This window comes from Paenibacillus sp. FSL R7-0026 (genome assembly GCF_038004485.1).
GTDB classification, from domain to species: Bacteria; Bacillota; Bacilli; order Paenibacillales; family Paenibacillaceae; genus Paenibacillus; species Paenibacillus xylanexedens_A.
The window spans coordinates 1,662,103-1,677,255 of record NZ_JBBORG010000001.1 but is presented as its reverse complement, the minus strand read 5'-3'; the positions used below and the strand labels follow the sequence as shown (position 1 = coordinate 1,677,255).

At 45.8% G+C, this 15,153-nt stretch carries 12 protein-coding genes; 5 read left to right on the top strand and 7 right to left on the bottom strand.

What is annotated here, in order from left to right:
- Nucleotides 1-28: 28 nt before the first annotated feature.
- From MKY44_RS07635 to MKY44_RS07610, 6 genes are all read right to left on the bottom strand, one after another.
- On the bottom strand, nucleotides 29-1,426 hold the full coding sequence (locus MKY44_RS07635; protein ID WP_341006632.1) for an ABC transporter substrate-binding protein: 1,398 nt from the start codon (nucleotides 1,424-1,426) through the stop codon (nucleotides 29-31).
- 134 nt (nucleotides 1,427-1,560) lie between these two features.
- Nucleotides 1,561-3,165: a helix-turn-helix domain-containing protein gene (locus tag MKY44_RS07630; protein WP_341006631.1), complete on the bottom strand. Its 1,605-nt coding sequence runs from the start codon at nucleotides 3,163-3,165 to the stop codon at nucleotides 1,561-1,563.
- Between the two features lie 11 nt (nucleotides 3,166-3,176).
- Nucleotides 3,177-4,928 (bottom strand): sensor histidine kinase, encoded by a 1,752-nt coding sequence (locus MKY44_RS07625; RefSeq protein WP_341006630.1) that lies wholly within the window; start codon nucleotides 4,926-4,928, stop codon nucleotides 3,177-3,179.
- A gap of 104 nt (nucleotides 4,929-5,032) precedes the next feature.
- Complete coding sequence (locus MKY44_RS07620; protein ID WP_341009805.1) at nucleotides 5,033-5,902, bottom strand: carbohydrate ABC transporter permease; 870 nt, start codon at nucleotides 5,900-5,902, stop codon at nucleotides 5,033-5,035.
- A gap of 52 nt (nucleotides 5,903-5,954) precedes the next feature.
- On the bottom strand, nucleotides 5,955-6,845 hold the full coding sequence (locus tag MKY44_RS07615) for a carbohydrate ABC transporter permease (protein WP_341006629.1): 891 nt from the start codon (nucleotides 6,843-6,845) through the stop codon (nucleotides 5,955-5,957).
- Between the two features lie 205 nt (nucleotides 6,846-7,050).
- Nucleotides 7,051-7,737 (bottom strand): HAD family hydrolase, encoded by a 687-nt coding sequence (locus MKY44_RS07610; protein ID WP_341006628.1) that lies wholly within the window; start codon nucleotides 7,735-7,737, stop codon nucleotides 7,051-7,053.
- Between the two features lie 294 nt (nucleotides 7,738-8,031).
- Here MKY44_RS07610 and MKY44_RS07605 point away from each other — a divergent pair, with 294 nt between their 5' ends.
- Nucleotides 8,032-9,750 (top strand): methyl-accepting chemotaxis protein, encoded by a 1,719-nt coding sequence (locus MKY44_RS07605; protein ID WP_341006627.1) that lies wholly within the window; start codon nucleotides 8,032-8,034, stop codon nucleotides 9,748-9,750.
- Nucleotides 9,751-9,930: 180 nt separating this feature from the next.
- Here the strand turns inward: MKY44_RS07605 and MKY44_RS07600 are convergent, their stop codons facing one another.
- A complete protein-coding gene (locus MKY44_RS07600; protein WP_341006626.1) occupies nucleotides 9,931-10,902 on the bottom strand; it encodes a Gfo/Idh/MocA family protein in 972 nt (323 codons plus the stop codon).
- 414 nt (nucleotides 10,903-11,316) lie between these two features.
- Here MKY44_RS07600 and MKY44_RS07595 point away from each other — a divergent pair, with 414 nt between their 5' ends.
- The 4 genes from MKY44_RS07595 (at nucleotide 11,317) to MKY44_RS07580 (ending at nucleotide 14,914) form a co-directional block, all read left to right on the top strand.
- Nucleotides 11,317-12,948 carry a thiamine pyrophosphate-binding protein gene (locus tag MKY44_RS07595; RefSeq protein ID WP_341006625.1) on the top strand — a complete coding sequence of 544 codons (1,632 nt, stop codon included), beginning with the start codon at nucleotides 11,317-11,319 and terminating at the stop codon, nucleotides 12,946-12,948.
- A gap of 12 nt (nucleotides 12,949-12,960) precedes the next feature.
- Nucleotides 12,961-13,329 carry a carboxymuconolactone decarboxylase family protein gene (locus MKY44_RS07590; RefSeq protein WP_017689521.1) on the top strand — a complete coding sequence of 123 codons (369 nt, stop codon included), beginning with the start codon at nucleotides 12,961-12,963 and terminating at the stop codon, nucleotides 13,327-13,329.
- Nucleotides 13,330-13,516: 187 nt separating this feature from the next.
- Entirely contained in the window at nucleotides 13,517-13,867 is a 351-nt protein-coding gene (locus tag MKY44_RS07585) for a hypothetical protein (protein ID WP_091032592.1), read from the top strand.
- 54 nt (nucleotides 13,868-13,921) lie between these two features.
- Nucleotides 13,922-14,914: a 3-oxoacyl-[acyl-carrier-protein] synthase III C-terminal domain-containing protein gene (locus MKY44_RS07580; protein ID WP_341006624.1), complete on the top strand. Its 993-nt coding sequence runs from the start codon at nucleotides 13,922-13,924 to the stop codon at nucleotides 14,912-14,914.
- Nucleotides 14,915-15,153: the final 239 nt, after the last annotated feature.

Below are 15,153 nucleotides of genomic sequence, written 5' to 3'. Positions count from 1 at the left end.
GTTAAACCACGGCCGCTATGAACGTTTATTAGTCTTCTGTGGACAATTTACCCTGAAGTTTGGAAGAATCAAACGATGGGTCAGCAGTTATGTTGGTCAGCCCTGCCGCTTTGGTTTTCTCCAGAGCTGCATTGTACCTTGTATCCAGATCCTTGATCACAGTATCGAGATCACCACCCGTGAATACAAAGATTGAAAAAGCCTCACTCCATTTGGTGCCTTCCAGTGAACTCTCGGTTACCACACTTGGATTTGCCGGGAAAATGGCATCATAACGTTTGGGCAGGAAACCTTCAATGCCCGGAATGCTTGGTTTTTTGTCAGAGCTTAATACAGCAGGAATCAGTGAGATTCCGTATCCCTTTTCGTAATACTCACTCTGAAGATCTGTACTGTACACATACTCCATAAACTTCCATGCGGCTTCCTTGTTGGCAGAATCTGCATTGATGCCGATGTAGGAGCCCCCGATGACTTGTGAAGCGCCCTTGATCGTTCCATCATTAGTTGGCACAGGAGCGGCTGCCCAATTTTCTTTTGTAGGAAACTGATCTTTATATACACCTGGTTCACCGGAGTGGTTAATGTACATTCCGATTTTACCTTGAGCAAACTGGGCTCTGAGCGGATCGATGTCCAGACTTTCTACCCCTGGCAGCATACTGCCATCCTGATTCATCTGACGAAGCGCCATTGCGATATCCTTGTACATCCCAAAATCAAATTGGCCAGTCTTGTAGTTGTAACCATCAATACCAACATTATTGCTTGCACCTGCAATCGTATTGGCTGCTCTCCAGAAGCCGCTGCTACTCTTGAATGGGCTGGCAAAGCCATAGATGCCTTCACTTTTACCAACTTCGGTAATTTTTTTGGCATCCGCAACCATATCAGCCAACGTTTTTGGCGGACTCTCGATCCCTGCCTTTTTGAAAATATCCTTGTTATACACAAGCCGCCAGACCTGCCCTGTATTGGGGAGGGAATATATTTTTCCATCAATCGTGTTTTTATTTTCAATCAAGCTGTCTTTAAATACAGCCTTCATCTCATCACTCATGTATCCATCGATCGGGGCGAGATACCCCTTCTGATAATACGTCTGAAAATCATTAACTTGCAGCACATCGGGTGCCTGCTTGCTGGCAAAAGCAATATCGACCGCCTGTGGATAGTTGTCCCCCATCACGGTCATCTCCACTTCAATGTTGTCCTTGTTCGTCTGGTTGAACTCATCGATCTTGGATTTCATAAAATCAGCATCATGGCGGTCTGGTGTCCAATATATGATTTTGGTTTTCCCTCCGGCATTCTCCCCGCTGGTCCCCGATTCGCTATTTGCCGAAGTACCACTGTCAGCAGAACAACCTGCCAAACTTAGCGCCAGCAATGCACTTAGCGTAGTCACCATCCACTTTTTAACCATTGATATGCCCCCTTATGCTTGTCTGGACAACCCGTTTGGTTATCCGTTAACGTAATGATAATCGCTACGCTTTCATGGAGGTGAGGGACATTCTGACTTTGCATGGTGGGAAAAATGACGATCCGTATCTGTTTTCAGTTCTCATACATTTGCCGGAAGCAGGTTGGCGTCATACCGCAATATTTCTTGAACAAACCGCTGAAATAAGGCCTGTCCTCATAACCCAGCCTCTGGCAGATCTCTTGCACCTGTACACCTGCAACCAGCAACTCTTTGGCCTTTTCCATCCTCATCTTAGTAATATATTGAATCGGCGTTATGCCCGTTTCCTTTTTGAAGGCATTGGCAAAGTAACTCGGACTTAAATGCACGGATTGGGCACAGGCATGCAGCGTCAGATTTTCTGCAAGATTCAGACTGATATATTCCTGTGCTTTGCTAATCGCCTGTTTGACATCGGTGAGTCGTTTTTTGTCCATAATCTCGCAACCCATACTGCTAAAATGTTTGATATATCCCCTCCAGCCCTCAAACGTCAAGGAGCGCATTGCCTCAAGTACTGTCAGGTCGGCCTCCAGACGCAAGCGTTCCTCTGCTGTAATCTCATCACAAAAGGCACGGTAGATGGCAAAAGCCAGTCCAGACAGCAAACGAATCATCGTGAGTGGCTCGGGAAAACCTTCGGAAACCTGCCATTCTTCGAGAATTTCATCAATGATGCGGTGACAGGTGCTCTCATTACCACATTTGAGTGCGTAAAAAAGCTCTTTCTCCTTCTCCAAAGGATACACCGGAGCCACACAGGCCTGATTCTCCAGTTCAGCATACTGGAGGATGCAATTTCCTTCACTGTAAAAACGATAGGATATCGCCTGATCTGCATGTGCGTAGGACGTCCAGATCTCCTGTGGTCTGCGGGCAATCGTACCAACACCAATCGAGACTGTTTTTTTGCTGAATCGCTCCACATTTTGGCGGCATTGCTCCAGTAGCTCGGAGACGTCGATCTGGCTTGGTGTGTTCAATATGGCTGCAAGCCGGTATCGGTTTTCCCGTAAAACAACGCCCTTGGTATAACGGTTTATGGTTTCTCCCACAATATTTTGGACCGCAAAAGGAACGATTTCGGCATCCAGATGCATCGTGTAACCATATCGCGTATAACCATCCACCTCGATGACCATGACGAGAAGATTGGATGAATCGAGATCAATATGCAGCTCGTTCCAGCGACTTTCATTCAGGAATCCCCCGATTTCATGACGCAACAAGCCCAGGAGATAATTGTGACGCTCGTATTGACTGCTGCTCTCCACCTTCTGCTCCAGCTGTTCCAACTGTTTGCACTGTGCCTGTTCTTCCTTAATCACCTGTCTTACCTTCAACACCGCACCGAGTATTTCTTCAGGGGTAAACGGCTTGAGCAAATAATCGGATGCACCCAGCTTGATGGCCTCCTGTGCATATTGGAAATCCGAATAACCACTGATGAAAATAAATTTGGCTCGTAATCCGGCATCCAATGCCCGCTTCATTAGCTCCAGCCCGCTCAACTTGGGCATCCTGATATCACTAATCACGATGTCGGGTTGCTGCTCCATCAACAAGGACCAACCGCGCTCACCATTGCTCGCCGTGCCTGCAATCCGAACCTGATGATCTTCCCACGGAATAGTTGAAGATATGCCCTTTACAACTGCCTGGATATCATCCATAACACACATCGTCAATTCGCCCATACTGCCCCTCCTCAGGTGATCGGAATCGTGATAACAACCGTTGTTCCCACATCTGTACTGCTATGAAATACAATCAAGGCCACATCCCCGTAGTGCAGGCTTAATCTGCCATGGAGATTGGATAGAGCATAACCTTTGCGTCCCCCGTCAGGAGCCTCCTCAGCATAGATGCTGGCTACATCCATCCCACATCCATTGTCAGCCACCTCCAGCCGTAGTGTGTCACCCTGACGATCAATGCGGATCAGGATAACACCCAAATCTTCTTTATCATTGAATCCATGCAGGATGGAATTCTCGACCAAGGGCTGAAGCAATATTTTTAAAATATCAACAGCGTAACAAGAGGGGTCCCCCACCTCAATCCGATAAACGAACAGATCCTCGTAACATTTTTGCTGAAGCTGCATGTATTGTTCAACATGTTTGATCTCCTGCTCCACACTGGTGATGTCTTTCCCATCATTCAGTCCCAGACGGAATAACAAGGATAAGGAGACGATCATCTCACTTACATCCTTCTTCTCTCCGCTCTCACTTTTCCAGAACATCGTATTAAGCGTATTGTAGAGGAAATGAGGATCAACCTGCGCCTGAAGCGCCTTGACTTCAAACCGTCGTTTGTCTTGCTCCGTTGTCCGTACTTCTTCAAACAGAATCTGAATCTGGTCCAACATCCGATTGAAACGATGCCCTACAGCGCTGACTTCATCGTCATACTTGCTGCGAAACCGTACATCCAGATCATTGGACTCCACCTCAACCATCAGGCGTCGCAGTTTGTTCAGTGGCTTCAGCAGAGCGGAGGCCAGCATCCTGGACAACCCGAGTGCGAGCAAAATGCAAAACAACATGATCAGGATGATCAGCCAGCGTATCTTTTGGAGGGGGGACAACAAGTCAGCCTTGGACTGTACACTTACCATGACCCAATCCTCGTTCATCGACAATGCCGAATAGTTAACAAGCATGTCCTCCCCCTGATCGTTCCTGTAGGTAAAATCCCCAGCATCGCCACGGCTAAACTGTTGAGTAAAGTCAGGCTCCATAATGAAATCGTAATTTCGGGACCTGGGCCGAATGACTTCATTTCCGTTTTTGTGCAGCAAAAACAGCTGAATCTGGTTATTCATGAGATCCTGCGTCAGAATGTCTCGCATCGCCTCTTCCTTCATATTGACGACCATGTATTCATTCGAATAAGTATGATTATCGATCACAATGGGTTTGAGCAACAGAGATAACACATTTCCTTGGGATTGGAATAACTGACTCTGATGTGAACCAAACCACATCGTATTCCAGCCTTGCAGCTTCACGTAGCGTCCATATTCCCTGTTGAACGAGTTATTGCGATTCGGAAAATCTTTGGTCGAGAAAAAATCACCGATGGGTGTTGTCAGATATGCGGTATCAATCAGTGGCTCTACGAGCTTCAATTGAGCAAACGACGTTTGCAGCAGCGAGAGATTCTGATAATAATGAGATGTTTTATTTTTTCCCACGTCCTTCATGACTTGGGTGAACGTTTCATTGAGCATAAAAGAAAAAGAGGATACAACAATGTGCCTTAGATGTTCATCCATAACCTGCACTGATTTGTTCAGAATGCTTTGTTTCAGTTCAAGTGCATTCTGCTCAATGCTTCGTGCAGCAAAGAGATAAGAGCATATCCCGGTCACACTGATGCATAAGACAACGAGAAAAATGTACAGCAGCTGTATTCTTTTTTTCAGGGACATTTTATAAAAGTTGAATATCATCGGCGCTCGCTCCTTGAACACGGCTTGGCCCGTCCGCTGTGAATTAAAATGAGTATAGCACAGTGGAATTACCCGTAAAACCGTTTCCATGATTGTGCTCACGCCTATCCTTTCACAGCTCCCAAGGTCACCTGCATGAATGATTTGTTGGCAAAAATATAAACGATGAGCAGCGGCAAAATGGACAGACAGGCTCCGGCCATCATCAGTTGGACCTCAGCAGCAGCTCCGATGCCATATCGCAGATTAGCCAGCCCAACGGGCAAAGTCTGCAAGTCCGGATTGCTCATGGTGAACACAAAAGGAAGAATATATTCATTCCAAGAACTCTGGAATACACCCAGACCTGCAACGGCGAGTCCGGGCCGCAGGAGCGGAAGAATAATTCGCCAGTATGTGGTGAAGAAATTACAGCCATCAATCATCGCCGCTTCATCCAGTTCGCGCGGGATGCTCTTGAAGAAACCAATCAGAATAAAGTATGTGGCAGCGTGTGCGCTGATCAGTATAATAATAACGCCCCATAACGTGGTATTCAGTCCCAGCTTGACCATGAGGTCAAATTGCGGACGCAGCACAACTGCGCCTATGGAAATAAACAGAGTAGATGCCATGAGCAGGGTGTATCCCTTTTTACCTTTGAAATTCACTCGATCCACAGCGTAGGCTGACATCGAAGCTACCAGCAGCGTGCCAACTGTTGTACTGATGCTAACAAACAAGCTGTTCATCGTAAAACCCGAAAAATTGGCGGTTTTCCAAGCCTGAGCATAGTTGGAGAACTGCCAAATCTTCGGCCAGATGGTAGCTCCTCCGGTCAATTCCTGGTTCGTTTTGAAGGAACCGAGTAATACAAGTATGATGGGGAACAGCGACAGCAGAGCGATTGCGATCAAAAACAACCAAAGTACCGTTCGTTTGGTCCAGCGAATGAGTTGCAGAGACCCTGAGGGCGCAAGCACGTTTTGAGTCATCATCGTTTCCTCCTGGTAATTTTATACGTGTTCAAAAAGTCTGTTTTTCAGTTTAATAGACATCATTGAGCTTTTTGGATATCCGGAAGTAAATGAGCGTCACAGCCCCTACGATGAGAGCCGTTGTGAAACCGACCGCACTGCCATAACCGAGCTGCTGGAGTGATTGGGTGTCAGCCGACACGGGAAACAACAGTTTGAACAAATACAGATACATCACCTCTGTTTTGCCATACGGCCCCCCTTCGGTCAGCACCATAATACTCTCGTAACCTTTCAGCGCCGTGGTAATTGCCAGCATGATGATCATCTGCAAGACAGGACCCAGCAACGGAATCGTTACATTCCGCAGTTTCTGATACTCACTCGCTCCATCCAGCGATGCCGCCTCATAAAGCTCTTCAGGAATGCTCTGAAGACCCGCAATGAACAACAACATATAATTGCCCACAGCCCCCCAGATGGCGATGATGATGGTTGTTAGCATGGCATGTTCAGCCCCCAGCCAGCTAATGGATTCGGAGATCACATGATACTTAAGCAGCAATTGGTTCAATATTCCGTTATAGGAGTTGAAAATAATAAAAAATACAATCGCCATGACAGAAGCGCTAAAAATAGTGGGAAGATAATAGATCGCCCTAAACAGGGATCGCCCTCTCCATTTACGATTCAGAATAATCGCCAAAGTTAACGACAGTGGAATTGTAACGACGAGTTTGCCCAGGGCATACACACCCGTGTTGCCTACAGAATCCCAGAATTGCCCGTCACGCAAAATGCGTCCAAAATTATCAAGCCCGATAAAGACCGGCGTCCCGATGCCTTGATAATCATAGAACATGTAACGCAGCGCCCATAACAGCGGATAGATCCCGAATACAACAGTTAAAAAAAGACTTGGAAAGATGAACATATAGGCATGTATTTTGGATGGTTTCACCAGAATCGGACCCCCTATGGCTTTTGAATGAAGTATAGAGGGAATATGGAGGAAAGCGGGATAGGGAAATCAACTTTCTACAGGGGAGAATGTGACTGCATGACCAAGCAAAAAAACCTGTATTCAACGAATTTCCGTTGAGTCTACAGGTTCATATCATGCGGTTCGTAATCTTAAATCTCAGTATACGTATTCAGCGTAAAGGCTACTCTGCTTCATCATACACGCGCAGCAGTTCTGTGAAATCAGAGATGAGCACATCTGAGCCTGCAAGCTCCTCATCACGTCCGAACCCGGCATAGGCACAGCCGATGACCGCCTGACCGTTCATTTTACCCGCTTCCACATCAGAAGAGCGATCCCCTACCATCCATGCGTCCTGAATACGATGTTTCTCAAGCAGGATCTGCACCAGATTAATTTTGGAAGGAGTCTTGTACTGGCCTGCACTGTATACCCCTTCAAAGAAAGGCATAATCTCGTGTGCAAACGCCACACCCTTCACATAGTCCTCCAGCCCGTTACTTGCGACAAAAAGACGCACTCCTTGTTGTTTCAAGGCTTGCAGCGTTTCTTTCACACCCGGATACAATTGGGAACTTCCTTGATCAAGTCCCTCAATCTCCAGTTGAAGCAGTAGTTCGTCTGCCCGGCGATGTGCCGCTTCCGATGCCTCAGGCATAACCACTTTCCATATATCTTCGAGCAACATGCCCAAACTTCCCAGCATCCGTTCCTCGGGTGGAGTTTCTCCTTCAAAGTGCCCTTCGGCACGCAATGTATCAAATAGTTGCTCGTAAGCTGGCAACAACAGGGTCTCTGTTTGGAACAGCGTACCATCCATGTCAAAAATCATCGCTTCCGGTTTGAGCAATACCTTCTCTTTATTCATGTCCAATGTTCCTTTCGGATTGGGATATTGTATATGTAATTGGAATCGTTCCCTTCCCATGATAAACATAACGTTTGAACGTGTAAACCAACGATTGTAAAACATCATCAACCCCAACCTTATACAACATCAACCAAACGTTATATTGTAGTTAAACAAACTATATACAAAAGAAGTTTCTTTACGTATAATACTAAAAAATAGTGCTTTAGACACCTAATCTAAAGACCTATAATTATCACATTTCCAGTTTTTTCGACAACTACATATACCCCATAGAGAGGAATAACAAACATGAAAAAGCGAAAGACCTTTAAGATTTTTTATAAGATTGGATTAGGGTATTTACTCGTACTGGCTGTACTGGCTGGTTGCATCCTGCTGATTCAGAACAGCACAAGTCAGCTCCAACGGGAACTGGATTTTCTGGTCGATCACGATATGCGGGTACATGCCCTCACCTATGAACTCGAAAGAAACATGGTAGATATGGAAACTGGTCAACGCGGTTACATCATCACTGGTCAGGACAATTATCTTGATCCCTACACCCAAGGAAAAGCGCAACTTATTACACTCAGAGATGAACTTGCTGCTTTAATTTCGGATAATCCGGCTCAACTTGCACTTTTGAAAGACATACATACTAATATGGAGAACTGGGTCCAGGTCGCTGGTGAACCTATGGTCGCCCTTCGCCAAGCAAATAATACACAGGCCATTCGAGATTTTTTCGCAGATGATCCAGGTAAAAGAGACATGGACCAGATTCGCACTGCTCTCGATACGTTTCGAACCAACGAGCATACGTTAACCGATAACCGTACAGAAGCACTGAAGCAAAAAAACACACTACTGAACTTGGAACTGTATGGGGCACTTATCGTTGTGGCCATTATCTCGTTCATCACTGCTTTGATCCTTTCCCGTGCCATTGTTAGAAACATTCGTACCGTAAAGCAGGCATTAAATGACATCGGTTCTTCCAATGGCGACCTGACACTGAGAATCGCTACGCCAATGAAAGACGAAACCCGTGAACTCGCGGAGGCAGCCAATACAATGCTCACTGGTTTGCAGCAAATGATGCTGGACGTTCAGAGCAATGCCATGATTCTGAGCACAGCTTCGGATCGATTGGATAAAGGGGTTGCCGATAGCCATCTTGCAGGAAAAGAAGTTGCCACTGCCATGGAACGCGTCGCTGAAGGCGCTGATGAACAAGTTGCTCTTACGCAAACCATGGTAGCTGCGATGCAGCAATCCCTCAACGGGCTTAATCGTGTCGCCTCCTCAGCAAGTGACGTGGCAGGCCGTGCGGTTCGTACCGAATCCATTGCTGTGGATGGGCAACAGCGCATTGATAATGCTGTAGGTAAAATGAGTTCCATTGAGCAATCTTTCCTTTCTGTACAGGAAGCCATTAATGAAATTTCGAAGATGTCTGATCAAGTGATCAACATTGCAGATTCAATGTCGGGTATTGCGAGACAAACCAATCTGCTTGCACTTAACGCTGGAATTGAAGCTGCCCGCGCTGGGGAAAATGGACGTGGCTTCGCTGTCGTTGCCGCGGAAATCCGTAATCTTGCAGACCAAAGTGCAACATCAGCGAAAGAGATTACAAGTATATTGGAAACCGTGGTAGCAGGTGTTCAAAGTACGGTGCAGGTGGTTGATGAGAGCACTCTACATGTGAATGAAGGGTTGCGGACCATTGAGGATGCAGGTAATGCTTTTTCAACCATTACTCAGCATATTCATAACCTCAGTGGTGAAGTTATGGAGGTATCTGCTGTTGTCGAGGAGTTAACTTCTGGTAGTGAGGCTGTGATGAGGTCCATCAATGAAGTATCGGCTGTTGTGGAAGATACGGCATCAGCCACGGAAGAAGTATCTGCGATGACGGAGGAACAACTTGCTTCCCTGCAGGAAATGTCTGATACGTCCAAGCAGTTGAATGAAATGTCCGATGCACTTGATCAGCTGGTTAAGCGATTCAAACTCGCATAATCCGACTCAACCTACTGATCGAGTATCTAAATAGCTGTATCATGAGCATATATCAAAGGAAAGAAGCATCGCAGACAGACTCACCCGAGCCTCTGCGATGCTTCTTTGTGTTAAGGAGAGTTGAATCAGGAAAAGGTGCACCGGGCACCTCATATGAAAAAAACCTAAGCACTCCTTTTCTTATCTCGATTGTTCCGTGTTCCGTAGCGCTTCAAGTATCAATTGTGCCTGATACCCATCGTTAAAATCATATATCTTAGCTGGTTTACCCTGTATACGGGCAATAACATGTTTAAGCACCGGCAATTCACTGGCGGATTCAAGCACTTCTACTGGAGACAGTGGCTGCCCCACCAGACCCGTCTTCAAATCTTCCCAATTTTCCAGAGCAATCGTGCCTTTTGTACCGTACACCACCATGGATACACGTTCTTCCCCCGCAAATTGAGAGATGCCGTTCAGCTGAATTCGGGTTCCGTCTTCCAGTTCCATTGCAGCCTGTACTTCTAGTTCACAGTCTCCATTCTCAGGATATTGAACCTGAGTGCTCACTACCCGGATGGCACCAAACACCTTTTGAATCATATGAATCCAGTGAATCCCCACTTCAAGAATAAATCCACCCTGTTCCCGGCTCGTAATCCATGCATTCTGTTGCCATGATCGTGGCCACTGCGGGAATTGCAAAATGAGATCTATTTTGCGAATTGCCCCCACTGTACCCTGCTCAATCATCTCTTGCAACTTCAGCACGGAAGGTTCATGCGGCATCGAGAAATGGATGGCATGAACAACGCCCGCCTGCTCTGCTGCATCCAGCATCTTTTGGGCTTCTTCTACACTATTGGCAAGCGGTTTCTCGCAGAACACATGAATTTTGCGCTCCAGCGCTTCCATGACAACCGGATAATGAAATTTCGGCGGAACTGCAATATACAACAGATCAATCTGATGTTCATTCATCAATTGCTTGTAATCCGTATACGTCCTAACTCCCCGATGAGAAGCTGCAAAAGACGCCAAACCGTCCTCATTCGCATCACATACCGCTACAATCTCAATCTTTGTATCCATCTTCGTATTCTCGATTAGATGAACCATATGTAGTCCCATTTTACCCAGCCCAATCAGAGCCATCTTGATGACTGTCATTCCATCCCCTCCCAATTCCTTTCCAGTATAGCAGAAAGCAAATAATTGCGAATGCGATGATGCGTTGATACGAAAAAAAATAAACCTCTAGCTTTCAAGTCGCTATTAGAGGTTGAAATTCATCATTTACAGTCATTATTTTACATTATTTGTAACTTCGTTGCGATTGGGTAATTCGTTGCAGGGATATATAACCAATTATTTTTACTTTATCCAGCAACACTTAAAGCGTTACCAACTTAAGAATCAGGAATTTAGACTCACAAAAACAGGTTGACAAAAAACCACAAAAAAAGATACTCTTCCTAATAACAATCAATATTTCATCTTACAACCATAGACTGTAACTTGCATTCAATAAATGGAATATGCGTATGGTTCTAATAACCTATTTCATGAAGCGAGGTGTCCCGCATGAGAACAGTTGCGGACTATTTGGCAGAAACTCTGCGTAATCTAGGCGTTACTCATGTCTTTGGTATTATTGGTAAATCCATCTGTCCTGCTGTACTGAAAATGGTGGATTACGGATTAGAGTTCATTCCAGGCCGTCATGAATCCAGCTCAGGTTTTGCCGCATCCGGTTATGCATTACAGACAGGTAAACTCGGCGTTGCCTTTGCCACATCCGGCCCAGGCGGAACCAATCTGCTTACTGCAGCAGCCCATGCAAAGGCCAACAATCTGCCTGTACTGTTTATTACGGGTCATCAATCCATTCAGGAACTGGGGCTCCCCCAGTGTCAAGATTCTTCTTCCTATCTGGCTGATCTGGCCGAGATGTTCAGGCCTGCTACGCTATTCAGCAAACTGGTTGAGCGTGGAGATCACTTCGGTACACTGCTGAATCATGCCCTTTCCATTGCACTCGGCCCTAATAAAGGCCCTGTTCACCTCTGTATTCCTTTTGATGTACAGACCGAGTTGTTATCCCAATGCCGGATTGTCATTCCCGAACCGGAACCTCTGTTTAGCGTATCTAACCTGAATCGTATTCTTCCTCTCATTCAACAATCCAACCGCCCTTTAATTATTGCTGGTAAAGGTGTAAGTCGCGCCAGAGCCCATGATGAATTGCTTCAATTGGCCGAATCGTTCAACATTCCCGTCATTACTACTCCTGGTGGAAAAGGAGCGATTGCGTGGGACCACCCCTTGTACCATGGACCTTGTGGTGTTGGAGGTTTCCCGCATGCAGACGACATGTTGAACCAAAGTGACCTTTATATCGTACTCGGTTCACGTCTGAGTGACATGACCCTCTGCAATCTGAAACCTGAACATCATCCGGTACACCTCATTCAATTTGACGCTGATCCTACATTTGTAGGCAAGATTCTGAGCGCTCAAACCTTACATATCACCGGTGATTTGAAGGACAACCTGCAATACTTGCTGGGCACATTAGAAGACCTCCCTACTCCTGTGAGAACCACGGCACCCATGGATTACACTGTCCCTTTACCAGATTTGCCCCGCCTGTCTCTGGCTTCTGTGCTGGACGGGATGAGTGAACTTCTTCCTTACGATCATAAGCTGTTTGTTGATGATGGCAGCCATGGATTTCACGCGGTTCAGCGATATAAAGTCAAGAAACCAGGCAGCTTTGTGTTTGACGCTTACTTTGCCTGCATGGGGAACGCCATTGGTATGGCGATAGGTGCAAAGGCCGCTTCACCTGAAGAGACCGTTGTATGTATCACCGGGGATGGATGTTTCATGATGCTTGGGACGGAGATCAATACTGCGGTATGCAACAATCTGAACGTCATTTTCATTGTCGTTAACAACAAACAACTGGACATGGCACTCAAAGGAATGGAAAAAACAACAGGCAGAATTGATGGCACATTATATGAAGTTCCTATGGATGCAGCCAAATTCGCCGAATCTCTCGGTGCGGTTGCGTTTCGAGCAGAAACTCTTGCTGAATTCTCATCTGCGCTGAACACAGCCCAGACGTTGAATCAGGTAACTGTTATTGAGCTTCTGACCGATCGAGATGAAATTCCACCCACGGCTCACCGCACCGTAACTTTGAATTAGGAGGAACATATCATGAGTGAACATGTAGCTCAGGGACTAGACCGTTTCGCGAAACTATCTGGTGAGTACGGGGCAAGAGCTCTCGCCCCCATCAAAGAACATTTTCCCGAATTGTCGGAGTTTATTATGGGGACAGCATACGGGGATATTTTTCAGCGCACCACGATTACGGATCAATGGAAGGAAGTTGCTATCATCTCTTCGTTGATCACCCAAGGACAGTATGAACAACTGGGAGTGCATTACACAATGGCTCTGAGCGTGGGAGTGACGGTGGATCAACTCAAGGGGATATTGCTACATCTGGCACCATGTGTGGGTGCTCCGCGCATTATTAGTGCATTTAATATTTTGCTTGCGACCTTGGATGAAATACAGTAATTCACTTTTCTACATTTTTATACATGATTCGACTTTTTTATTGATCTTTTTACATTCCTACCTTTATAATATGGTTAAATTATCCTTCGAACCAGCTCTCATCTTAGAAGCTTTCAGCAGACGCCCTATGGGGCTGTGTATCCATCAGCAGGATAGCCTTAACTCATTTAAAGGAGAGAGATCAAACATGGGAAATTTCATTCTGAAGACTGACGTTCCAAACAAGGTGTTAAACATTGAACTGGAGGGTTCTTTCTCTCAAGAAGACGGTTTGCGTTCCATCTCGGCCTATCAGGATACGATCGCTCCTCTCAACACCAAGGAGTATGACCTGAACATCGATTGCAAAAAGTTGAATGTTACTGCGCCGGAGATTGTTCCTCTTCTGGAAGGCTGCCTTCAAATGTTCAAAAAAGATGAATATAAAAAAGTCGTGTTGACCCTCGAGAACAACGCGATTCTAAAAATGCAATTGTCCCGACTTGGTCGGTCTGTTGGCCTGGACAATCTCGAAATCATATCTACCGTTACCACTTAATAAACCAGGCGGACAAGCTGTGAATTCACCCTTCCGCTCAAGAGGAGAATGAAGATGGCCGGAATTCGTATTGTAGATATCGATATCTATCATCCAGCAACCAAGGTGCACAATGATTTTTATATTGAACATTTTGACGCAAGAGGTGTAGATATTCGTGGATTGTTAAAGGCACTTGGTCGTGATACACGTTATAAAATTGACAACGATGACGAAAATTCACTAAGCATGGCCTATGAGGCAGCCAGTAACCTACTGGAGAAAACCGGACTCACCGGTGCAGATATTGATCTGATTGCTTATGCAAGCCAAACGCCAGAATACATCTTTCCTACGAATTCCTTAATGATTCATCGTCTGATTAACGGAGCTTCTCACACAATCTGTATTGACAGTAACGCCAACTGTGCAGGCATGACTGCTGCTTTCGAACAGGTTAGCCGGCAGATGCTGGGCAATCCTCGAATTCGCCGGGCATTAATTATCGGCTCGGATTACGTAGCTCCTCACGCCAGTCCCGATGATCCCGTATACTTCGCCAATTTCGGTGATGCAGCAGCGGCGGTTATTGTAGAGCGGGATGAACATGCTGTCGGTTTCATTGATTCCATCTATCAGACGGATACCTGTGTGTATGGTAATTCTCTTTTTCCTGCAGAAGGCTTGGCAAAGCTGGGCAAAACGGGTGTAGATGCGGGTGCCTTTCATGTGAAATTCATCCCATTTGATGATTCGATCTGTGTGGATGCCGCTACCGAATCCATTCGTACGTTGCTAACTCGCAACGAGATTGGACCAGACGAGATCAGAGCCGCCTGCTTCTCCCAGCTATCCATCAGTAATATTCGGGCTGTATCCGAGAACGTCGGCATTGGTGATGATATTGCCGTCTATATCGGAGATGAGTTCGGATACACCTCAACCAGCAGTCCATTCATCGCATTACATCGAGCGGTTACAACCGGTCAGATTCAGCGGGGTGACAAAGTTCTGTTCTGGACCGTTGGAGCCGGGTGGCAAAATGTTGCCATGGTGGTTGAATATTAGGTATACACTTCAAAATCCAATAAAACCATCTCTGGTACCACTACTGGAGATGGTTTTTTGTTTCTTCATTTTCTACCTATAACGTTCATTGATGAATTATTACCTTTTATTGTGAAATTAGTCACTTACATATTATTACACAAAAACTATGATTTAGAAGTAATTAAAAACCATATAAGGAGATGTTTATGTTCAAATGCTATCTATTATCATGAGTTGCTGCTGCATTAAACGGAGTT

Bases quoted from the DNA above. Each gene is read 5' to 3' on its own strand.
- MKY44_RS07635 (WP_341006632.1), bottom strand. From the start codon at position 1,426: ATGGTTAAAAAGTGGATGGTGACTACGCTAAGTGCATTGCTGGCGCTA.
- MKY44_RS07630 (WP_341006631.1), bottom strand. From the start codon at position 3,165: ATGGGCGAATTGACGATGTGTGTTATGGATGATATCCAGGCAGTTGTA.
- MKY44_RS07625 (WP_341006630.1), bottom strand. From the start codon at position 4,928: ATGATATTCAACTTTTATAAAATGTCCCTGAAAAAAAGAATACAGCTG.
- MKY44_RS07620 (WP_341009805.1), bottom strand. From the start codon at position 5,902: ATGACTCAAAACGTGCTTGCGCCCTCAGGGTCTCTGCAACTCATTCGC.
- MKY44_RS07610 (WP_341006628.1), bottom strand. From the start codon at position 7,737: ATGAATAAAGAGAAGGTATTGCTCAAACCGGAAGCGATGATTTTTGAC.
- MKY44_RS07605 (WP_341006627.1), top strand. From the start codon at position 8,032: ATGAAAAAGCGAAAGACCTTTAAGATTTTTTATAAGATTGGATTAGGG.
- MKY44_RS07600 (WP_341006626.1), bottom strand. From the start codon at position 10,902: ATGACAGTCATCAAGATGGCTCTGATTGGGCTGGGTAAAATGGGACTA.
- MKY44_RS07595 (WP_341006625.1), top strand. From the start codon at position 11,317: ATGAGAACAGTTGCGGACTATTTGGCAGAAACTCTGCGTAATCTAGGC.
- MKY44_RS07590 (WP_017689521.1), top strand. From the start codon at position 12,961: ATGAGTGAACATGTAGCTCAGGGACTAGACCGTTTCGCGAAACTATCT.
- MKY44_RS07585 (WP_091032592.1), top strand. From the start codon at position 13,517: ATGGGAAATTTCATTCTGAAGACTGACGTTCCAAACAAGGTGTTAAAC.
- MKY44_RS07580 (WP_341006624.1), top strand. From the start codon at position 13,922: ATGGCCGGAATTCGTATTGTAGATATCGATATCTATCATCCAGCAACC.